The following is a 20,066-nucleotide window of genomic DNA, read 5'->3' on the forward strand; positions in this document are numbered from 1 at the left end:
AGGTGAATGATGAACCGCATCCTTGAGTTCCAGACCATTGAAGGCGAGGTCGACGCGCACGATGCCGCGCGCGTGAGCAGCTTCAGTGTGAACCCGCCGTGCCCGGGCTGGCCCAGCTCGATCACGTGGGGCAACTGCTGAGGCCCCCTCACAACCGGTGGCCGCGGTCCTGAGCGCGCACGCAATCGGAACCGTGGCCACCACCCATGACCATGTCCACCTCTCTTGACGGAAGAAGCTGCCTTGACCACGATGCTCAGCGCCACAGACCTCCGACGGGTCGTGAAATCGGGGCCGACGACGACCGACATCCTGCGCGGATGCGACCTCGAGCTGCACGGTGGCGGCCTGACGGCAGTGGTGGGACACTCCGGCTCTGGTAAGTCGTCATTGCTGATGTGCCTCAGCGGTCTCGATGAACCAACGTCGGGGACAGTCACCATTAACGGTCAGGATATCTACCGTCAATCGGCGAGCAGGCGCGCGAGCATGCTCCGAACCGAGATCGGATTCGTCTTCCAGCAGTACAATCTCGTTCCCTTCCTCACCGTCGAGGAGAACATCACGCTTCCATTCCAGCTTGATCGGGCGAAGGTGCCCCACGACACGATCAGCCACCTCGTCGAGTCGTTCGGTCTCGGCCATCGACGCCGTGCACCAGCGCGGACACTCTCCGGCGGCGAACAACAACGGACCGCGTTGTGTCGGGCTCTGGCGCGACGCCCGGGCATCGTCTTCGCCGACGAACCGACAGGAGCGCTGGATTCCCAGAGCACCGGTATCGTCCTGCACACACTGAGGCAGATGGCAGACGAGGGGCAGATGATCGTCATGGTCACCCACGATCTGGAGGCCGCAGCCTTCGCCGATACCGTCATCGTGATGCACGATGGCCGCACCGTTGACACCGTCGGCCGCACCACCAGCCAGGAGCTGTTGGGCATCATGTCTGGTCTCGGGGCCTGAGCGCATGCAACGCTACGTTCTGAGAATGTTCGCCGACGAATGGCGGCAATGGGCACCCGCTATCGCGGTCGTCGCCGTGATCGCGACGATGATCGGTCTCTGCGTCCATCAGTTCGCTTGGACGACCGCCCCGCAGTTCCGTGCCGCCGTCGCCAGCGCGGGCGTGCCCCTCGCCGAGTTCCAGATCCTCTCGGTCACCATCTACACGGTGATTGCCCTCGTCTCTTGGGTCGCCCTGACCGTGGTCGGTCGCGCAAGCATCCAAGCCACCCGCCACTCCCACGCGCTCTGGCTCCTGCTCGGGGCATCTCCACGAGCAGTGTTCCTATCCGCGTTACTTGTCCTGGTCATCGTGAGTCTCTGCGGTGCGATCCTCGGTGCCCTTGCCTCGACTCTCCTGGGTTTTTGGGCGATACCGGCGTTCAATACGGAAGTGTCTGCCAGCGTCGACCTGCCGGGATTCACCATCGCTCCTTGGGCCCCTGTGGCGATCGTTGTCATCAGCGTCGTCACGGCGATGGTCGGCGGGCTGATGCCCGCCAGGCGGGCATCCCGTATCCAACCCAGCGTCGCGCTGCGCACATTCCACCAGCCGGGCCGGCGCACTCTCTCGACGGTCTTCCGGATCATCGGCGGGTTCTTCTTCCTCGTGGTCGCCGCCGCTCTTGTCGTGGCTTCGAGCTTCGCCTCCCAGCTCGGTTCCACCGGACCCGGCCCGATGTTCAACCTCGCAGTCAACGCCGGTGGCAGTGCCTTGATCGCCGTCTACCTCCTGTGTCCCGAGATCGTCAGGTTCATCTTCTGGCTCCTTCACAAGCTCTTTGCGCGCGCAGGATTGGTGGTGCCGGCACTGGGCACTCGTGCCGCGGCAGCACGGGCACAAGTCAGTACCACGACGATTGCCCCATTGGCTGCCGGCCTTGGGGGAATCGGCCTGCTGCTGTGCGCGGTGAACTCGGTGGCCGCGATGACCCAGATCCTTCAACCTGGGACACCGACGAACCTGGCCGATGTGTGGACGATCGTGGCCGTTGTCGCCGTGTCGATGCTCGCCACGAGCGCGGCGGTGGTCGCACTGTCGGCTCGCGGACGCGGACGCGAGATCGCCTTGCTCCAGGCAGCCGGCATGCACGCAGGACAGGTCCGCGTCCTCATCGCGGCGGAAAGCTTCGCGATGTCCATAGCCGCCGCAGTCACGGCAGTCGTTCCCGTGGTCACCGGCGGACTGGTCTGCGCCTTCGTGTCAGCAGCTGCTCTCGACGGGGCCGCGGTCGTGGTGTGGCCGCTGCCGAGCATGCTGCTCGGGTTGCTCGCCTCGTGGCTCCTGCTGTTCATCATTCTGGTGATCCCGACGATCGCACCGCTGCGCGACGGACCAGGCGCACAACTGCGAGAGCAGGGACCCTGATGGGGCGGACTGCCGTCGGCGTCATCGAGCCACACATCCGTGATCTCGCCGAACACCTGCGCGCACTCGAAACACTCCGGCCTCAAGCGCAGGAACCAGCGCGTACGTCGCAAGAGCGCGTCCACACCATCCGGCTTCAGACTCCTACCGGTGCCGAGACCACCGAGACGATCACACTCCGGGCTGGAGAGTCACTCCTTCCAGCGGCAGGCAATACCATGTTCGCCGTTGTCGGCGACACCGATGGTGACGAGAACTACCGACTCCTGATTTACACCGCCGCCGCGAAGGGCGTCGAACTCGCGCATGACGAAGCTCCCGTCTCGCCTCGTGTGCGCGCCTTTGGAAGTGGGCTTCTTTGGATACGCCGAGACCGATTCCTCAGGCCGCACCAGCTGCTCTGGTGGCATCCGGAGAGCGCCCGGCCGACTGTCTTATCGGAAGAGCCGGACTCCACACGCCGCCTTGAACTTCGCAGCGTCACCGACGACACGGCGATTCTTGCCTCCCGCGGTTCAGACACCGCTCGGCATTGGATCATCTCCGGCCATGACGACACGAACCCGACCTGCCAATCGCTGACACAGCGCACCTCTGATGCGGACGTCACCATCTCGCAGCAGACAGTGGTCGTTCTCGATCGACCAAATGGGCGGCTCTGGGATTATTGCCGCGAACACGTTTTGGCCGAGACCCCGTCCGGATTCTCCGCCGAGCATCTCCAACCGTCAGGCGATGCGTTCCTTGTCATCGGAAGGGCCAACGGGCGGCAAGCTATCTGGCTGCCAGCCCACGGACCGCAAGCTATATGGACCGCGCCCCCCGCGGGCACGATGCTCCCGGCCTTCGACTCGGGCAACGAGCAACTGATACTCCTCGCCTCATCACCCGTACATCGACCCCAGGCGGTGCCGGCAGAAGTGGGAAAGAACCTTTCCCTAGAGTCCACCGGGCGCGCCTCCGCCCTGTGTCTTGATGCTGCAAGCGAAGACGACACGATGATCCCGATCACGCTCTTCCTCCCACCAGGAGAACAGACGCACCCCTTGGTCGTCCACGTGTACGGAGCCTACGGAATCAGTCTCGAAGGCCCCTTCGATCCCTTCACTGACGACCTCCTGGCTCGCGGCGTGGCCGTCGCCTATTGTCACATTCGCGGCGGAGGCGAGCTGGGCCCGCAATGGCACCGGCAAGCGACAGGCGAATACCGATACCGCACAATTGACGACCTCCTCGCCTGCTTGGCTCGACTTCGCGCCCTGCCCGCCATCGCGGCCGACCGCATCGTCGTGACCGCCGCCAGTGCGGGCGGACTGACCGCAGCCACCGCATGCCTGCGTCAACCAACATGGCTGCGAGGCCTGCACCTCGTACATCCCTTCCTCGACCCACTCGCAACCCTGACGAATTCGGCATCGAATCTGGCATCAACCGACCGGGCTGAGTACGGCGACCCCCGGCACGACCCCGCCATCCGGGATCTCCTCCAACGCCTCTCGCCCATGGCACGCATCCAGGAGCTTCCCGCACAGAGCTATCCACTCCCACGTGCCTGGATTCGTGCGGCTGAGCGCGACGCCCGAGCTGACAATGACGCCATCCATCGTTTCAGCCAGCATTATCGCGACGCCTCGAACTCACGTCGCCCCGGACACGTCATCCAACGAGTCACTCCCGGCGGTCACCTCGCGGGAGGTTCAATCGAAGCCGCAGACGACGAGAATACGCTTGCTCACGCCTGGATGCTCGATGTTCTCGGAGCACCGTACGAACCGAACAAACCCGCAGGAACAGTTGGGCGGTCGGACCCGGCTACATGCTCAACGCCCAGCACGACCCGAACCGGCTATCAAACCGAGCCGTGACGGAGAGGGAGAAACGTGGTTCACGGACCTTCCTCGAACAGCAGCAGGTGGTCGGCCCGCAATCTAGAGGCCGCGTGCCGGTCCGTCTCGGCCGGGAGTACTCCGGGTGGGGTCTTGATCTTCGGGGAGCTGCCGTTCCCGGAGTGCTGTCTCGCGGGTTTCGGCGGCGGCGCGTTTGATCTCGATAAGATACACGGCCTGATCCGGCGGCAGGCCGCGAAGCTCGGCGGCCTCGGCCCGTGTCTCTTCGGCCGAGGCCCTCCACTTGGCTGCTTTCCTGCGGGGGCTTGTGCGCAGGTAGCGGTCGGGGTCACGGCGGACCTTGTCCGCCCCGTGGATGCGCGCCAGGAGCGTCAGCCGGTCGCGGCGCTGCCGCTCCTGCATGCCGGTGCGGGTCCGCCGCGCTGCGGTCACGGTCTCGTCGGCCTCCAGCACCTCGGGGGCCTCCTCGGCCTGCTGGGCGGCGACACGGCCCGCCCACGCGTGAAGGTCGTCCGTATGCCGTGGCAGGGTTCCCCACTCTGCGGACAGGCGGCCGCGCAGGGCCTGGGTGTGCTCGCGGGCGGCGTCGTGCTCGCGCTGGGCACGCCGCTTGCCGAACCACCCGGCCGTCGCGAGTCGCCCGGCGGCCCGGGCTTCCTCGCCCGCGGCGTCGAGGTACTCGCGGCCCTCGGCCTCTGCTCGGGCCAGGAGCGGCGCGGTGGTCTTGGCCCGCACGGTGGCGGCGTGCTCCTCGGCCGTGGCGAGGGCGGTGATGCTCTCGCCCGTCTCCTCCCGATGCCGGGCCGACAGCGCAGTGAGCTGATCGCCGACGCTATCCCACCAGGCCGCCCGCTGCTCCGCCTTCTCCGCCACCCTGTCGAGCCGCGCCAGCTCCTCCGAGATCATCGAGACTGGTCCGTCCTTGACGAGACCGGCGATGGCTTCGTGTGCTCGGGTGGTGGCGTCGGTCAGGCCACGGTCGGCGCGGTCGCGGCCCATCGCCTCGACGAACTGCGCCCTCGCCTCCGTGAGGTCCGCAGCGATCACGTGGAGTTCGTTGCGGCCGCTTCCGCGGGTGACGCCGACGTAGACGGCGGCCGCGTCGAGGGCGTCGGAGAGCACCGTGTGCGCACTGTTCACGGTCGCGCCTTGGACTCCGTAGGCGGTGGCAGCATAGGCCAAGTGCACATGCTCAGCCACGTACTCGGCGGGGAGAGTGACCGTGACGTTGTGTTTGCGGTCGGTGCCGGTCTCGAACGCGTGCACCGTACCGTCCTCGCCGACGCCCTGGACGGTGAAGGCCTGCCGGTTCGCCACCCGTAGCTCGGCATCGTTCTGCCGGGCTTGCACCAGATCACCCACACCGATGGGTAGACCATCGGAGCCGGTCACGGTGCGGGTGTCGTCGACCTCGCCGGCTTCGACGCGGAGGGTGCGGATGCGCTCGTTCAGGGCGGTGGCCTCGTCGTTGGTCGCCACGGTCACCGCATCGGCGGGGGCCGTGTGCTCGGCGATGTGCTCACGCAGCCCGTCATCGTCGGCATGCAGCCGGACCAAGCCGAGGGCGTGCAACTCGTCGAAGATCGCCGCCGGGTCCTTCCCGTCGCGCATCCGCAACGTCAGGGCCGCGTACTGTTCGTCGGCGAAGCGGTGCAGCTCAGACATGTCCACGGTTGCCCCGCGGATGTGCGCGGCCATGTCGAGGACGCCGCCGCGACCGACTGCCGGGAGTTGGGCGCGGTCGCCGACGAGCGCCACCGACGCGCGAGCTTCGCGGATGATGGTGAGGAGGGCCAGGGCGGTGTCCTGGTCGAGCATCCCGGCCTCGTCCACGATCACCCGCTCACCGCGCACCAACCGTGCACCTTCGGGCGGCCCCGTGTAGACACGGCCAGTCGTGGGGTCCGTCTCGCCGCGCTTGAGGCGGGTCCAGACACCGTCGTCATTCCACCGGAACCCGTGCGCGTACACGAGCGCCGCCACGGAATCAGCCGGCACCTTCAACGTCTCACCGGCAACCTGGGCGGCCTTCTTCGTTGGCGTCACCACCCGCGCCGACCCGCCGTCGCGTTCGAGGGCTTCGATGGCGGTGGCGAGCATGGTCGTCTTCCCCGACCCAGCCGCCCCCTCGACGACCACGAGCGGGTCACGGGAGGCGACCGCGGCAGCAGCCTCAGCCTGCCCCGCGTCGAGTCCATGCCTGGCGGCGTGCGTACTGAGGTCGGGGCGGCGAGGCTCGCGATTCGGGGCCTGCGCTTCGAGCCGGTCACGCAACTGCGTCTCAGCCTGCACGACCCGCAGCGAGGTGAGGTGTGCAACATGCTCAGGGTGCACGGCATCGGGCGGGAGCACCGAGAAGCAATCTCCTATTGCAAGGTCGGTGGCGAGTTGCACGAACTCGCGCAACTCCGCAGGTGTCGCTTGCACGCCGTGGTCGGTGGTGATGCGGGTGACGTGCTCGCGGACGGTGTGCACCGTCCACGTCGACCCACCCGCCGCAGCCCGGTCCAGAGCACGGTTCGCGACCTCCTGCACGCGCAGGTCATCGACGGACACCCGCACGGGTGTCGGTGCACGGGTGAGGGTCTCGGGGTCGTAACCGGCCTCGACCAGCTCCTGCCGCCAGGCGTCTTCGTTGCCAAGGTCGGACGGTTTCTTGTTCGGCCGCTCATGCGCCCACGCCTTATGCAGCAGCCGCGCGCGGACGACGGGGCCGGGCTCCTCGCCGGGATGTGCGGCCTCCCATTCGGCCTCCAACTGCTTCAGGTTGCGTTCGACCTGATGGGCACGTTTGCTCATCACCGGGTTGAACTGCTCCAGCTCCGTGACCTCCCCGGTGACGGGATCGAGGGTGAGCCCGTGCCGGTCCAGGGTTGCGGCCAGTTGCGGGTGGGCGGCGATCACCGCGGCACCGAGTGCACGGATCGCGCCCTGCTGCTTGAACAGGACCGCAGTATCGAGGGCACGCCACTTGCCCGCGGCGGGCACGCGGGTGCCGATCTGGAAGTGCACGTGCCGGTGCGGGTCACCGGCACGACTGGTGCGGTGCACCACGGCCACCGTCTGCAACGACTCCGCCGGCACGATCTCCTGCTCCCCGCGCGGGCCAACCCGCGTGTAGGCGTGCTGGGCCAGCCACCGCCGAATCTCGGCCACCGCCTCCTGTTGCGCGGCGTCGAGGGCGTCAGAGACCTCCGGGTGCAGGGCGGCGGCGATCGACAAGCTCTTGGGGGTGTTGACGACCATCTCCGCGAACCGCGGGGAGCCCTTCCGGACCTCGCCAGCCTCGCGCGGGATGCCCATCCGCTCCCCGGTCAGCGGATGGGTCCAGTCCACCCAGCCCGCGTACTGCTCCGGGTCCAGCCCGGTGTTCGCGACGACCTCACCGGCGGCGTTGGTGATGGTGAAGTCCGCCAGCGCCGTGCCGCCTTCGAGGTAATAGTCATCCGCGGTCGACCGGTCGGATTCGAGGTACCGGCGAGCGGCCGTGCCCGGTCCACGAAAGAGGGTCACGCCGCCTTTCATGCCGGTCACCGCCTTCCTCACGAGTCGCTTCGTGAGGAAGGTGCGCGGGCACTACCGCCGGTAACATGCGTCCATTTATTTGTGTCTTCAGGCGGCGGGGCTGATCGGGGAGGCCATCGCGAGGGTGAGTTGCCGGGCTGGAGCCGATGAGTCGAGACAGCTCTGGGTGGTCCAGCGATCCGGTATGGAGGAGTCAGGGTGAGGGCGGAGACGAGTGTTGAGACTGTGGCGAGGTCGAACAGACACTAGGACCAGGAGGAAGGGGCGGGGAGGCTCGCCTCCTGAAACGCGTGTCGCTCGAGTGGTAGTTTGGGATCATCGGAAGTAAAAACGTGCGTCGCTGTTGAAGACGAGGCTCTCTACAGAGCGCACGAGCACACACGGGACGAACGGCCCGTCACTTCTTCACCGAGAAGGAGTGACCCATGATTCGTCGTCCCAGCCACCAGTCCGAGGCCGCGCAGCCGCCTCACACGCTGAAGGACGCGTGGATCGCGCTGGCCGGGCTGTCGGCCGTGTTCCTGTTCGAGATGCTCGACAACTCGATCCTCAATGTCGCCTTGCCCACCATCGGCCGGGAACTACAGGCCACCGCCACCGCATTGCAATGGGTGACTGGCGTGTACTCCGTCGTGTTCGGCGGATTGATGCTCGCGCTCAGCGCCGTCGCCGACCGCATCGGCCGACGCAAGATGATGCTGGCCGGGCTCGTGCTGCTCGGGATGACGAGTCTCGCGACAGCCTTCGTGGCCACTGCCGGGCAGCTCATCGCCGTTCGCGCGGCGATGGCGGTGGCCGCCGCGATGACCACGCCGGGCTCCCTGGCTCTCGCGTTCCGGCTCTTCGCCGATGACCGCCTCCGGGTACGCGCGATGACGGTGATCTCCACCGTAGGACTCATCGGCCTTGCCGTCGGCCCGATCGCCGGCGGCTTCGTCCTCGCCATCGCACCGTGGCAGACCCTGCTGCTGGTCAACGTGCCGATCGCAGCCATCGCCTTCATCGCGATCCGCAAAGGCATTCCCGCCGACCGGCCAGAAGAGCTTCACCGCGATCCTGTCGATATCTGGGGAGCCATCCTGGGCACCGCGGCCATCGCATCCGCATTGCTCGCCCCCGCCCTCTTCGTCGAAGTGGGCGCAGACACCTGGTTCCCCTGGGCCGGGGTGGCCGCGACCATCGCTTTCGCGGCAGCATTCGCCTGGCGCGAGCGCTCGTTCCAATACCCCCTGCTGGACCTGCAGCTGATCGCGAGCCCGCTCGTGTCCAGCGGACTGGCCTTCAAAGGCGCAGCCAACCTCGCCGTCGCAGGTATCGGGTACCTCGTTGCACTTCAGCTCCAGCTCGACTGGGGATGGACGCCCGCCCAGGCAGCACTGGGCATGCTTCCGCAAGTGATCGTCCTCGTCGCCGGCGGCGCCGTCATCTCGATCCTCGTCGACAAGCTCGGACTCGATCGAGCGGCCTGGCTCAGCGCCTCTGCCGTCGTCGTGGGCCTGGCCGTCTACGCGCTTCTGGGACGCGTCGGATACGTCTGGATCGCTGTGGCCCTCGTGCTCGTCGCGGCGGGAATGCGGGTCGTCGGCGTCGTCGCGGGAACCAACGTCATGAAAGGAGTTCCAGAAGACCGGACCACCGTCGGCGCGGCCCTGGCCGATACAGCCGGCGAGTTCGCAACCGCCGTGGGCATCGCCCTGAGCGGAACCTTCCTCGCCGCCATCTTCACCGGGCACCTCACCGCATCGGCCTGGCCGACCGAGCAGACCGCGGAGTTCCGACTCGCGGTCACCTGGGGCGGAATCGCTCTGACCGTGCTCGCGGCGGGCCTCGTCGCCTTCGGCATGCTCCGAGCCCACGGAGAGAAGAGCGCCCCAGAAATCTAGACCGAAGGGTGTTGACGGCGTGTCCGTCAAGGGAATGAACGGGGCTTCTGCAGGGGCTCTGCTTAAACGAAGAGTGAGATGAGAGAGGCGTGGTCACGGTGTTCAGGGACGAGGCGCAGTCGGTCGTTGCGCTGCACGACGTGGCGGTGACCACCAGGCCGCGCTGCGATGACCGACACCGTGGATGAAGAGGTTGAAGTGGGCCTGCTTGCCTTCCACGCCGCTCACCCCTTGACGAGTCCGCCGTCGACGATGAGGTTCTGACCCGTCACACCCCTGGCCCACGGGGAAGCGAAGAATACGACTGGGTCGGCGAGCTGATCCGGCGTCGTCACCGCCCGCAGCGGGGTGCCCGCGGCGATGCCCTCGAAGACCGCCTCAGGGGTCGCCGCCGAGGCGTCGGTGGTCAGCAGCAGCCCCCGGAGACCATGTTCACCGTGATGGCCTGCGGGCCGAGATCGTCGGCGAAGGTGCGTGTCAGGGACAGCAGCGCTGCTTTCGCCGCGGTGTAGTCGTGGTAGGGCACGACGGGGTGCTGGAAGAGGTTCGTACCGATGTTGACGATCCGGCCGAAGCCCGCCTCGACCATGCCGGGAAGGGTGGCCTGGATGACGTTGAGAGGCCCATGCACGGAGCCGGTGAACTGTGCGGTGATCTCCTCGTAGGAGATCTGGTCCGCGTGGGAGCGGGCGTCGCCGTTGAAGGAGAAGTCAGCCAGCGCGTTGTTCACGACCGTGGTGATCGGACCGCCAAAGCGATCGGCGGCCTCAGCGACGAGGGCATCGACCTGGGCGCGGTCGCGGACATCAGCCCGGATTGCGATCGCCTTTCCGGGGTGGGCGGCGGCGAGGTCCTCCGCGGCGTCCTGGGAGGTGTGGTAGTCGATGACCACTCGCGCACCCTGGGCCAGGAACGCGCGAGTGATCGCAGCTCGGAGTCCGCGGGCGCCGCCGGTGACGAGGACGATCTGCTCGGTGAGGGGGAGAATAGTGTGTGCCATGTGTATGCCTCTCGATATCGAGGCGAAGGCAACCCGTGCGCACCGAAGAGCGAAAGTTGCTCTTCGGTGCGCTGACACCGCCAACATTGTCGGCGGGTGAAAGTCCGGACATTCCCTTCGCCAGTGCTAACTGGATCAGGTTCAACGGGTGTCATCTCAGCCGACCACGTCCCGTGCTCGAAAGCTGGAACGGGCGGCGCCCCGTGTCACGCCACCATCACATCACGGAAACCACACTCTCCACAAGCTTCGGACGGCCTGATTCTTCGTTACTGGAATCGCTGTCACAGAACACCTGATATCACTACGTGCTATCCGGCAAATGGGCATTCTGGCTTCTTGAGTGTTCCTATTGCTTGCGTTCCAGCTCGAGCGCGGTTTGGGCGATAGCGCGGACGTTGAATGTTTCCGCGACCGGTATCGCAACCATTTCCTCGAGGGTGAACCATGCCGCTTCGAGTGCGTCATCGTCCGGGACCGGTTCCCCTCGTTCCCATCGGCAGAGCACTGCGATCAGGACGTAATGCAGATTGTGGTCGGCATCGATGACGTCGACAGCATCGAAGACATCACCGGGTGTGGCGAGGACTCCTGTTTCCTCGGCGAGTTCGCGCGCGGTCGCGGCGGTCAGGGTCTCGCCGGGTTCGATCTTGCCCCCGGGGAATGCCCAGCGCTCGGCGTCGGGCATGTGGGCACGCCGGATAAGGAGTACACGTCCTTTTCGGACCACTGCCGCCAGCGTCGCCGGCTTCGGGTAGGAAGCGTCGCGCGTCATCTACCCCGCCCCGATCGTCGACTCGGAGTGGTCTTGGAGGTGGGCTGTGATCTGCATGAACGGTGGATGGTCGATAGGTGCCTGGGAGCCGACGTCCTCTACGGTTTGTGCTCCGCGGTCGGTGACCTTGTCGACTGTGAAGCCGGCCTCGGTCAGCACCGCCTCGTAGGTGCTGATGAACCAGTGCCGGTCGACAAGCTCGAGGATCCCGGTGCCGGGGATCTGCAAGCTGACCTTGCGTTCGTCTCCGTCACGGTAGCCTCTGCCGGGCTCGCCGCTGCGGAAGGTCGGGAACGGTACTCCTGTGGCCGCCGGGTTGCTATCGACGATGAAGAGTCTGCCGGTCGGTGTAAGCACTCGGGCGAGCTCGCGGGCGATCGCTCTCAGTTCCTCGCGTGTGGGCACGTTGATGAATACGAAGCAGCACACGATCGCATCGAATGTGTCATCCGGGTAGGGAACGTGGCCGCTGTCGATGGTGTGGAATCGCGCGGCCGGTTGCGGGGTCTGCGCCCGGGCGAGGGTGATCATGTCGGTGCTGATGTCGACTCCGACGACCTGTGCTGCGGCTCCGGCGTCGAGGAGGCGTCGTGAGACTTTTCCGCTGCCGCACCCATAATCGAGCACGATCCCCCCTCGGCCGCAAGCAGTTTGGAGGTCATTGACGAGCGGGGTATAAGCCAGTCGGTTTTCGACATAGTCGTCATAGGCATCGAACCCTGCTGAGACTGCCGGAGTCGTCCATGATGTCGTCACTGCTGCACCGCCCTCACACGCGCGTTTTCGATGCTGGGCCATCGGCTCACGACCAGCTCCCGGTGGAGGGGATGGAGGTCGCCGATAATCGATGGGTCGACTGGTCGTTGGTATTGGAGTTGCCGGTGGATCCAGAACAGGCGGACAATGTCGACCCACGCTTCCGGAAGATCAAGGGTCGCCAGTGCGCGGCCTGGGAGCTCGTCTGCACGGATCGACTTCTCCAGGGCGAGGACCTGGTGCACCTGGTCCAGGCTCGCCCCCGAGGGCAGCCGTGGAAGAGTGCTGGGTTCCTCCACGATCGTCTGATCATCGCCGCCGAGGAGGGTGTGCACCTTGGTGAGGTCTTTTTCGTAGATGTGGATCGAGCCGACGTTGTGGATGTACACACCCGGGGTCAGGCCCAGCATCGAGGCGAGAAATTCTTGGATGAACGTGAAGGAGAACGTGTCGTTGAGCAGTCCCATGTACGCGTCGTTGGCGCGCATGAACGCGACCATGTGCAGACGGTCCTCACGGCGCAACAGCTGGAGAGCCAGCGTGCAGGAGACGTCGATGTTGCGGCGGTAGATGTCTTCGGAGTCGTCGAAGATCTGCAGAACGGCACGCTTGCTCGCAGGGTCATCCTCGCGGAGGGTGTTCACGATTCGTTCGATCGCAGTCTCGTCGCCGACGTGTCTGAGCAGTTTGGGACCATACCCGGTGCCCGGCAGGCTGAGGCCGTCGGGACTGTACCGGCTCATCGAGGGTGCGTAGGTGCGGATGAAGTCGAGGTCGTTCTTCCCTGAGAGGTACCACAGTGCTTCGGCGTAGTTGAAGATGATGTTCTGCCGACGAGACCTGGCCAAGCAGTACCGCCGGGCCGGGTTGGTCAGGCGTGCGGTGTAGCCGATGATTTCGCGTTCGTCCTGCCCGCGGGGACTGTTCTGGTATTCGAACCCGGTGTAGACCTGTCGCAGGGAATCCAGGTAGAGCGTGTGGAGGTCGGGATACTCAGGCTTCACTGACGGCTCCTGCCTGCGCGTGCTCGATCGCGGTGAGGATGCGTGGTCCGGTGGGCTGCTCGGGATCGATGGTGATCATCTGGACGTCGGCGACCGCTGAGAGGCCTCGGACGAGGAACGCGTACTCGGCTCCCTCGTCGAGGAGTAAGACGATGGGTTTGTTCCAGGCGGAGGCCCACCCGATCTCGATGTGCGTGCCCGGGGATGCCGGTGCGCCGGGGAACGCGACGAAGACGTCGCAGGCGGCGATCTCCGTGTAGTCGATGCGTGTGCATTCGCTGGGTTCCATGAACTCACGGCCCCAGTGCTCTCTGCGGTGGGCGCAGTGCACATCCCACCCCTGGGTTTCGAAGAAGTCGATGATCGAGGTGTACTTGTCGATCGCGGCGTCGCCCATCACATGGGTGTCGGCGTCGACGAGAGCTTTGAACGGGCCGGCGAGAAACATCTTTCGCGTCATCGTCACGGCTCCTTTCATGAGTCGAAGTGGTTAGCTCTACCGATCGGAACGAGGAGGGGCTGTTCTGCATCCCTACCCGCGCGGCCAGAGCTGGTGGAAGTGATGCAGGGGACCGTGACCTTGGCCGACGTCGAGGCGGTCGCTGGCAACGAGAGCGCCGTGCAGGTAGGTCTTCGCCCGTTCAACGCTTTCGGGCACGGTGTGGTCAGGCAGCAGTGCGGTGATCGCCGAGGACAAGGTGCAGCCGGTGCCGTGGTCGTTGAGGGTTTCGATCCTGGGAGAGGTGTAGGTGGAGATCCCGTCGGGGCCGGCGAGGTAGTCGACACTGACCGTCTCGTTCGTGAGATGCCCGCCTTTGAGTAGCGCCCACTGACAGCCAAGGCCACGCAGCCCGGTGGCCTGGTCCTCCATCTGCCCCAAGCGGGTGACATCTGTGGTGTCGAGGAGCACGGCGGCTTCGGGAAGGTTCGGGGTGATGATCGTGGCCAGTGGCACGAGCGTGTCTCGGATGGCTGCGACCGCATCGTCGTCCAACAGCCTGTCGCCGCTCTTGGCGACCATCACCGGATCAAGGACCACGGTCTCGGCTTCGTGGTATTGCAGGCGCTCGGCGATGACCTCGGCGATCGCGGCGTTGGCGACCATACCGATCTTTACCGCGTCGACGCGCACATCGTCGAACACTGCATCGATCTGCTCACCGACGAAAGAGGGATCAAGGGGCATGAACGAGCGCACACCGCGCGTGTTCTGTGCCACGACCGCGGTGATCGCGGCCATACCGTAGGTGCCCCTCGCTGAGAAGGCTTTGAGATCGGCGTGGATGCCCGCCCCGCCAGTGGGGTCGGTGCCTGCGATGGATAGGACGTTCTTGATCGTCATGCGTGCACTTCCTTCTGCTGCTGTGTGGCGGCGTAGCGGGCGACCTCGGCGACATCCTTGCTCAGAGTCAGGCGGGCCTCGTCGACCTCGTCGAGGGGGAACCAGCGTGCTTCGAGGGCGTCGTCGCCAGCGTGGGGTTGCCCCGAGCGCCACTGGCAGAGCACGGCGATAAGCACGTAGTGACTGTCCAACCGTCCAGTCTCGTCTCGGCTGAACGCGTCAACGGAAGTCAAAACACCGGTCGCCTGACCGATGATGCTGGTTTCTTCACCGAGTTCGCGTTCGGCGGCTTTGGTGATCGTTTCTCCGAATTCGATCTTCCCGCCCGGGAATCCCCAGAATCCTGCATCAGGAGGGTTCGCGCGACGCACCAAGAGGACATGGTCATCTTTGATGAGGACGGAAATGACCGCGACCCTCGGGCGCACCTCGACTGAGGACGTCGCGGGGCCGACAACAGAATGGGACACTGTAACCTCCTAATGGGGAGGCCAGCGAAGGAAAGAAGCCCTGCTAGACCAGTCCCTTCGCCGGCATGATCCGGATCAGGTTCTAGGGTCACCACGCTGACAACGTCCAGTGGTATCTCAGCCCCTTGACGGGACACCCCTCGGTGCAACCCGAATCTACCAGAATGCCGTCACAGATACACCCTGCGCGGATTGCCCGCTGCGGGATGCTGGTGTTGGGATCGGCTGCGCACCTATCCAGTGCTGCGACTGTGCCCGATGGAGCAAGTGCCCGTCTCACGGGTGGAGTCACTGGTCGGTGTCGGCCTTGGACGGTAGAATGGAAGGTGTCGGGCGAGCATGAAGGAGGACAGGTCATGGCGACGACGAAGGCCCTGGAACAGGCCGAGATCGACCGGCTCGAAGCGCAGGTCACTGCGAGCCAGCGGATGGCTAGCGAAGAGGAGACTGACGCCGACCGTGCCCTGGGCCGCAAGGTGCTCACTGGAGAGATGTCCGCCGATGACGCCATCGCCGTCCGGCTGGCGCAGATCGACGCGAAGCACGGCATCACCCGGTAACACGCCGCGGGCCAATGTCTCGGGCGGGGGTGGACGGTGATGCCGGATCATTACACGTATCCCGGCACCGAGGTGCTCGTCAACATCCCCGGCTACACCGACCCGGCGGCGTGGAAGGAAGCCGAGACCGCCCACGGCGCGAGATAGGTGCCCTGGATCACGAGCTGCGAGCGGCGTTGCAGCGGCGAGCACACCGCCTCGACCCCGACCCGCCGTTCGGTCCACCAGACCAGGGGCGGGGGCCACATGACCGAGGACTCGGACTATGAACACTCAACGTACCGCCACAGGCGAGCGGAACGAGAGCAGCGTGCGGGCGGCCCGGTCACGTCCGGGCGAGGAGAACGGGTCCGCAAAATGGGCGGACCCGTTGATCACGACGCAGGCCAACCTCTCAGGGCGAAACCCCTGGCACGGTGGGAGGAAATTTCCTCCCACCGTGCCAGGGGGACGCCCACGGTGCCGCCACTGTGGCGGCGCCGTACGCCTCGCGCGGGCAGGCCATGGTGGTGCCGAATCGGCACCACCATGCCATCCGCAGGTGCGAACCGTGCAGGGGCAACGGGGCCGGAAAATTTCCGGAGCCGTTCACCGGCCCCCGGCGCGGGCACGGTCCTGCAAAATTTGCGGGACCGTTGGCTTGGGCACGGGGGTGGAAAATTTTCACCCCCGTGGGCTCGAGCCGACCGTGGTGCCACCGTGGCACCACCGTCAAGAACGAGGGCAGGTCGACGGTGGTGGCAAATTGCCACAACCGTGCTGCCGGAGACGACGACAGCGGGCTGACGGTGGTGCACAATTTTCACCACCGTGACGTTCCGCTGGTGACTGCTCCGGGGGCGCCGAATCGGCACCCCCGTGCCCGACCCCGTTTTCGGGGCCTCCAAGGGCACGACAGCACTGACCATCCACATATAGTAGCTCGCTCCTGCGCGGATGGCTAGATGCAGTGATTGCTGTTTTTGAACCTCGGGTGTATAGGCGTACCTGTCGGGTATGAACAGTATCCCGACACCCCAGACCCATACGCCCACCACGACGACGAGGCCGCGCCTGGCGATCGACGACGAGGCCCTGACCGACACCGACCGGGAGACGATCCGGCAGGCCGCGAAGACCACAGCCTCCCGGTTCCCGCCCATGAGTGCCGAGCAGGCCGAGCTGATCCGCCACCAACTCCGCGGCGACGCCACCTGACCCACCCGGCATCCTGACCGTCTCGGCATCGAGCCCCACGTCCTTTAGAGTGCGCGGGGCTCGATGAGTACCCGCTCGGGCTCGAAGGCGTTCTGGCCCCGGTTCTGAGTCTGCTGGATGCGGACGTTGAACGTGGCCTTGATGATCTTCCTCCGCTCCAACAGTGGCAGGCCCGCCCACGCGGCAGGCACATCCTCGGCGGTGACCAGGGCACGCACCCGCTCGTCGGTCACCGGGGGGATGAGCGCCTGCTCGGCCTCGGCGATCTGGGGCCGCAACGCGGCTTCCAGCTTCGTGAGCGTGTCGAGGTTCAGACTCCCGGCCGCGTACTGGGCGATGACCTCGTCCAGGCGGGCCTGCAACGCCGCCCGCTTCTGCTCGGCAGCCTCGGCAACCTTGAGCCAGTCGCCGTCGTCGTCGCCGGTGAGCCAGGCGAGGTTGGTCGGGTTCTGGAACCACTCCAGCACGACCTGCTCGACATAGGCGTCCAGGCCCGGCTGGGAGATCATCGTCTTATAGCACCCCCGGAACTGGCACTGGTACTTCACCGCCGGAGTCCTCTCCTTCTTCCGCATCGTGGCCCGCTTCAAAGGGCGGCCGCAGTAGTGGCAGCGGGCGATGTGGACCATGAGCGTCTTCGCGGCCATCCCGCCACCGCCCTTGACGAGACGTCCGGGATCGGCGAACAGGCGCTGGATCTTCTGGAAGTCCTCCCACTCGATCAACGCCTCCCACTGCGCCTGGCCGATGACCTCACCGCGGTAGACGCGCTTGCCGGCGATGGTGGGGTTCTGGAGCACCTGGCGGACGGTGTAGGTATCCCAGCCGCGGGGACTCTCGGCCCACGGCTTCTTCGGTGTCGGCTCCCCAGCATCCTGCAACCGCATCGCTATCGAGTACATGGACTTACCAGCCAGCACATCACGGGCGGCATCGCGGACGATCTGCCCGGTGTGGGGGTCGGGTTCCTGGCGCAGCAGGACACCGGTGTGCTGGTCGTAGACCCGCCGGTATCCGTACGGGAGGCGACCGTGGGGGCGGCCCTTGTCCGCGTTGAGCTTGACTGTGCGCAACTGCCGCTCGCGCATCGTGTTCGCGTCCGCTTCGGCGCGGAGGAACTCGAAGCCCATCATGAACGTGTCATCGGAGCGGGAGAAGTCATACACCCTGCCGTGGGTGAGGTAGAGGACCCCGGCGCGCTGGCAGGCCTTGCGCAGCTGCACGTAAACCTCCATATCGCGCCCGGCACGAGACGGCTCCCAAGAGGCAAAGCCGCCATACCTGCCGGACTCGATCAAGGCCATGGCCTCGTCGAAGCCCTCGCGTTCGCGCCTGCGCCACTGCGAGGCCGACCGGTCAGCATCGCGGACGATCGCCTCCGGGTACCATTCGATCGGCAGGCACCAGCCGACCATGTCAGTGAGCTGGTCATCGATCGAGCGCATCAGCTTGTGCCGGTCCTGTGAGGCCCGCCCATACAGGATCGAAGCGGTCCAGTCGTCCTCGGCCATCTCCCGGAGTCGCTCGACCGCGGTCCGCAACTCCGGCGTGAGCAGCGGTAGCTCCAAGAGCCTGTTCGTCGTGGTCGTGTTGGTGTTCGTTGTGGTGGTGTTCATGGACATCAGGTGCGTCTGCCTTCCCTCTGCCCCTTGAACTTGATCGACGAACCGACCACAGGTCTCGACGTGGCCGCCCGAGAACAGCTGCTCGAAACCATCGATGCCCTGTCGCTGCGCTCGCCGGAGCTGGCAACACTGCTGGTCACCCACCATCTCGAGGAGATTCCGGAGACCACCACGCATGCCGCGCTCATCTCCGACGGTCGGCTGACCGCTGCCGGTCCCATCGCCGAGGTGCTCACCTCCGAGCAGGTCTCTGCCGCCTTCGACCACCCGATCGAGGTGGGCTTCGCCGACCGCCGGTGGTCGGCCCGCGCGGTCCGGTCCGGTGCGGTGCTCGGCTGACGAACTGCACGACTGCTGGGTATCGGCTGGGACGATCACCGCGCGCATTGCACCGCCGTGCACTCGGGCCTAGGCTGGAGGCATGAAGATGAGTACCGTGTGGAGCGTCATCGGCGCGATCATCGCCATCATCATCGCGTGGTGGGTGGTCAACGTCGCGTTCTCCGTCGCGTGGTTCCTCGTCAAGGCCATCATCACCGTTGTCGTGGCGCTCGCGATCTTCGGCCTCATCAAGGCCTCACTGAAGTCCAAGGACCGCGACCGAACGCGCTGACGTCGCCTCAGAGATCGCCGAGGCTCGTGTTCGCCCCGCAGAGTACGACGCAGACCTTCTCTCCTTCGACCGGCACATAGCCGCTCACAGTTTTCCCGTCGCTCGCCGACTCGCCGTATTGACCGCGGACTCCCGCCAATGCCGTCGCCGCCGCATGCTCGACCGCCAGCCGGTGGTCATCCCACAGGTGCTGCCGCGCTCCGATGATCGCCTCATCGCTGACCAGCACCGAGGTGACCAGATCCGACCGTGCCGCCTCCAGTGCCAGCGGCGTGACCCGGCGTGCGCCGAGCGAATCCGCTGCCAGCGAATCGACCGTGACGTCGACCGGCTCACCCGCTTCCACTGCGGCGTTCAGCGCCCGGCAGTTCTCCGGTTCGACCGCCACCGTGCGCACTCCGTGATGGGTCGCGGCCGTCGCGACACCGGCGAACAGTCCGCCGCCTCCGACGGAGACGACGACGGTGTCGAGGTCGGGCACCTGCGTGAGGATCTCGGTCATCAGGGTGCCGGCACCGGCCGCGATGAGCGGATGGTCGTAGGCGTGCGAGGCCAACGCACCCGATGAGTCGACGAATTCCTGGCAGGCCGCGGCCGCCTCGGCGTATTCGGAACCGACCAACTCCACACGCGCCCCATAGGAGCGCAGCCGTTCGACCTTGACGCTCGGTGCCGTGGTCGGCAGGAAGACGGTCGCCGTCACACCGGCGGCACGGCCGGCCCAGGCGCAGGCAAGGCCTGCATTGCCGCCCGAGGCGATCGTCACTCCCGCCTCGGGGAAGGTGCCCTCGGCGAGATGCGCCTGGATGAAGTTCTGCGCACCGCGGGCTTTGAACGTGCCCGTGTGCTGCATGAACTCGAGGGCGAAGACGAGTCCGTCCTTGTCGGACGGGGCCACGGCCACCGGGCGCACCCGGCCGGCGATCCGCTCGGCTGCGGCTTCGATGTCGGGATACGTCAGCTCAGTCATGCCATCAGCCTATGCGAGAGCTGCTGAGTGGGTGCGCCGGCTCGGTGGATTGTTGGGTCGATCCACGGTGGTACAGGCGGAGGAATCACCGTGGATCGACCAGGAAATCGAGGTGCAGGTGACGA

General features: G+C 66.0%; 18 protein-coding genes, 1 pseudogene and 2 riboswitches. Of the genes and pseudogenes, 9 read left to right on the plus strand and 10 right to left on the minus strand.

What is annotated here, in order from left to right:
• The first annotated feature begins 6 nt into the window (after positions 1–6).
• The 4 genes from CXR29_RS17810 (at position 7) to CXR29_RS00610 (ending at position 4,239) form a co-directional block, all read left to right on the plus strand.
• Positions 7–141, plus strand: a complete 135-nt coding sequence (locus tag CXR29_RS17810) for a hypothetical protein (RefSeq protein WP_257943974.1) — start codon at positions 7–9, stop codon at positions 139–141.
• A 111-nt stretch (positions 142–252) separates the two neighbouring features.
• Entirely contained in the window at positions 253–966 is a 714-nt protein-coding gene (locus tag CXR29_RS00600) for an ABC transporter ATP-binding protein (protein WP_232254192.1), read from the plus strand.
• A 4-nt stretch (positions 967–970) separates the two neighbouring features.
• The gene (locus CXR29_RS00605; RefSeq protein WP_096167730.1) at positions 971–2,374 is read left to right on the plus strand and encodes an FtsX-like permease family protein; all 1,404 of its coding nucleotides are present in this window, start codon (positions 971–973) and stop codon (positions 2,372–2,374) included.
• Positions 2,374–4,239, plus strand: coding sequence for a prolyl oligopeptidase family serine peptidase (locus CXR29_RS00610; protein WP_096167728.1), 1,866 nt, complete (start codon positions 2,374–2,376; stop codon positions 4,237–4,239). The genes CXR29_RS00605 and CXR29_RS00610 overlap by 1 nt, the downstream gene beginning before the upstream one ends.
• 63 nt (positions 4,240–4,302) lie before the next feature.
• Here CXR29_RS00610 and mobF read toward each other — a convergent pair whose 3' ends face one another.
• Positions 4,303–7,734 (minus strand): MobF family relaxase, encoded by a 3,432-nt coding sequence (gene mobF, locus CXR29_RS00615; RefSeq protein ID WP_241241526.1) that lies wholly within the window; start codon positions 7,732–7,734, stop codon positions 4,303–4,305.
• A gap of 437 nt (positions 7,735–8,171) precedes the next feature.
• On the opposite strand from mobF, the gene CXR29_RS00620 reads away from it, so the two are divergent.
• Complete coding sequence (locus CXR29_RS00620; protein WP_096157496.1) at positions 8,172–9,629, plus strand: MFS transporter; 1,458 nt, start codon at positions 8,172–8,174, stop codon at positions 9,627–9,629.
• Positions 9,630–9,853: 224 nt separating this feature from the next.
• On the opposite strand, the pseudogene CXR29_RS00625 reads toward CXR29_RS00620, so the two are convergent.
• From CXR29_RS00625 to CXR29_RS00655, 7 genes and pseudogenes are all read right to left on the minus strand, one after another.
• Positions 9,854–10,629, minus strand: a pseudogene (locus CXR29_RS00625) (3-oxoacyl-ACP reductase).
• Positions 10,630–10,723: 94 nt separating this feature from the next.
• Positions 10,724–10,843: riboswitch (TPP riboswitch) on the minus strand.
• 135 nt (positions 10,844–10,978) lie between these two features.
• On the minus strand, positions 10,979–11,404 hold the full coding sequence (locus CXR29_RS00630) for an NUDIX hydrolase (RefSeq protein WP_127363571.1): 426 nt from the start codon (positions 11,402–11,404) through the stop codon (positions 10,979–10,981).
• Positions 11,405–12,202 (minus strand): class I SAM-dependent methyltransferase, encoded by a 798-nt coding sequence (locus tag CXR29_RS00635; RefSeq protein WP_096157498.1) that lies wholly within the window; start codon positions 12,200–12,202, stop codon positions 11,405–11,407.
• Positions 12,157–13,164 (minus strand): thymidylate synthase, encoded by a 1,008-nt coding sequence (locus CXR29_RS00640; protein WP_096167725.1) that lies wholly within the window; start codon positions 13,162–13,164, stop codon positions 12,157–12,159. Before CXR29_RS00640 ends, CXR29_RS00635 begins: the two co-directional genes overlap by 46 nt.
• Positions 13,154–13,624, minus strand: coding sequence for a nucleoside 2-deoxyribosyltransferase (locus CXR29_RS00645; protein WP_018022529.1), 471 nt, complete (start codon positions 13,622–13,624; stop codon positions 13,154–13,156). Before CXR29_RS00645 ends, CXR29_RS00640 begins: the two co-directional genes overlap by 11 nt.
• Before the next feature lie 72 nt (positions 13,625–13,696).
• Positions 13,697–14,506 (minus strand): bifunctional hydroxymethylpyrimidine kinase/phosphomethylpyrimidine kinase, encoded by an 810-nt coding sequence (gene thiD, locus CXR29_RS00650; RefSeq protein WP_018022528.1) that lies wholly within the window; start codon positions 14,504–14,506, stop codon positions 13,697–13,699.
• On the minus strand, positions 14,503–14,976 hold the full coding sequence (locus CXR29_RS00655) for an NUDIX hydrolase (RefSeq protein WP_018022527.1): 474 nt from the start codon (positions 14,974–14,976) through the stop codon (positions 14,503–14,505). The genes thiD and CXR29_RS00655 overlap by 4 nt, the downstream gene beginning before the upstream one ends.
• A 34-nt stretch (positions 14,977–15,010) precedes the next feature.
• Positions 15,011–15,127: riboswitch (TPP riboswitch) on the minus strand.
• 205 nt (positions 15,128–15,332) lie between these two features.
• Here CXR29_RS00655 and CXR29_RS00660 point away from each other — a divergent pair.
• Entirely contained in the window at positions 15,333–15,536 is a 204-nt protein-coding gene (locus CXR29_RS00660) for a hypothetical protein (protein WP_018022526.1), read from the plus strand.
• A 996-nt stretch (positions 15,537–16,532) separates the two neighbouring features.
• The gene (locus CXR29_RS00665; protein WP_096157499.1) at positions 16,533–16,733 is read left to right on the plus strand and encodes a hypothetical protein; all 201 of its coding nucleotides are present in this window, start codon (positions 16,533–16,535) and stop codon (positions 16,731–16,733) included.
• Between the two features lie 44 nt (positions 16,734–16,777).
• Here the strand turns inward: CXR29_RS00665 and CXR29_RS00670 are convergent, their stop codons facing one another.
• Entirely contained in the window at positions 16,778–18,349 is a 1,572-nt protein-coding gene (locus tag CXR29_RS00670; protein ID WP_240516202.1) for a recombinase family protein, read from the minus strand.
• A gap of 33 nt (positions 18,350–18,382) precedes the next feature.
• Here CXR29_RS00670 and CXR29_RS00675 point away from each other — a divergent pair, with 33 nt between their 5' ends.
• Together CXR29_RS00675 and CXR29_RS00680 are read left to right on the plus strand one after the other, a co-directional pair.
• A complete protein-coding gene (locus CXR29_RS00675; RefSeq protein WP_206516240.1) occupies positions 18,383–18,697 on the plus strand; it encodes an ATP-binding cassette domain-containing protein in 315 nt (104 codons plus the stop codon).
• Between the two features lie 82 nt (positions 18,698–18,779).
• Positions 18,780–18,971, plus strand: coding sequence for a hypothetical protein (locus CXR29_RS00680; RefSeq protein ID WP_025777397.1), 192 nt, complete (start codon positions 18,780–18,782; stop codon positions 18,969–18,971).
• 7 nt (positions 18,972–18,978) lie between these two features.
• Here the strand turns inward: CXR29_RS00680 and CXR29_RS00685 are convergent, their stop codons facing one another.
• Positions 18,979–19,941, minus strand: coding sequence for a threonine/serine dehydratase (locus tag CXR29_RS00685; RefSeq protein WP_127363572.1), 963 nt, complete (start codon positions 19,939–19,941; stop codon positions 18,979–18,981).
• Positions 19,942–20,066: the final 125 nt, after the last annotated feature.

This window comes from Brevibacterium linens, assembly GCF_003999335.1.
Lineage (GTDB): Bacteria > Actinomycetota > Actinomycetes > Actinomycetales > Brevibacteriaceae > Brevibacterium > Brevibacterium linens.

Bases quoted from the DNA above. Each gene is read 5' to 3' on its own strand.
- CXR29_RS00610 (WP_096167728.1), top strand. From the start codon at position 2,374: ATGGGGCGGACTGCCGTCGGCGTCATCGAGCCACACATCCGTGATCTC.
- CXR29_RS00660 (WP_018022526.1), top strand. From the start codon at position 15,333: ATGGCGACGACGAAGGCCCTGGAACAGGCCGAGATCGACCGGCTCGAA.
- CXR29_RS00620 (WP_096157496.1), top strand. From the start codon at position 8,172: ATGATTCGTCGTCCCAGCCACCAGTCCGAGGCCGCGCAGCCGCCTCAC.
- CXR29_RS00630 (WP_127363571.1), bottom strand. From the start codon at position 11,404: ATGACGCGCGACGCTTCCTACCCGAAGCCGGCGACGCTGGCGGCAGTG.
- thiD (WP_018022528.1), bottom strand. From the start codon at position 14,506: ATGACGATCAAGAACGTCCTATCCATCGCAGGCACCGACCCCACTGGC.
- CXR29_RS00635 (WP_096157498.1), bottom strand. From the start codon at position 12,202: ATGGCCCAGCATCGAAAACGCGCGTGTGAGGGCGGTGCAGCAGTGACG.
- CXR29_RS00605 (WP_096167730.1), top strand. From the start codon at position 971: ATGCAACGCTACGTTCTGAGAATGTTCGCCGACGAATGGCGGCAATGG.
- CXR29_RS00645 (WP_018022529.1), bottom strand. From the start codon at position 13,624: ATGACGCGAAAGATGTTTCTCGCCGGCCCGTTCAAAGCTCTCGTCGAC.
- CXR29_RS00685 (WP_127363572.1), bottom strand. From the start codon at position 19,941: ATGACTGAGCTGACGTATCCCGACATCGAAGCCGCAGCCGAGCGGATC.
- CXR29_RS17810 (WP_257943974.1), top strand. From the start codon at position 7: ATGATGAACCGCATCCTTGAGTTCCAGACCATTGAAGGCGAGGTCGAC.
- CXR29_RS00680 (WP_025777397.1), top strand. From the start codon at position 18,780: ATGAAGATGAGTACCGTGTGGAGCGTCATCGGCGCGATCATCGCCATC.
- CXR29_RS00670 (WP_240516202.1), bottom strand. From the start codon at position 18,349: ATGAACACCACCACAACGAACACCAACACGACCACGACGAACAGGCTC.
- CXR29_RS00665 (WP_096157499.1), top strand. From the start codon at position 16,533: ATGAACAGTATCCCGACACCCCAGACCCATACGCCCACCACGACGACG.
- CXR29_RS00600 (WP_232254192.1), top strand. From the start codon at position 253: ATGCTCAGCGCCACAGACCTCCGACGGGTCGTGAAATCGGGGCCGACG.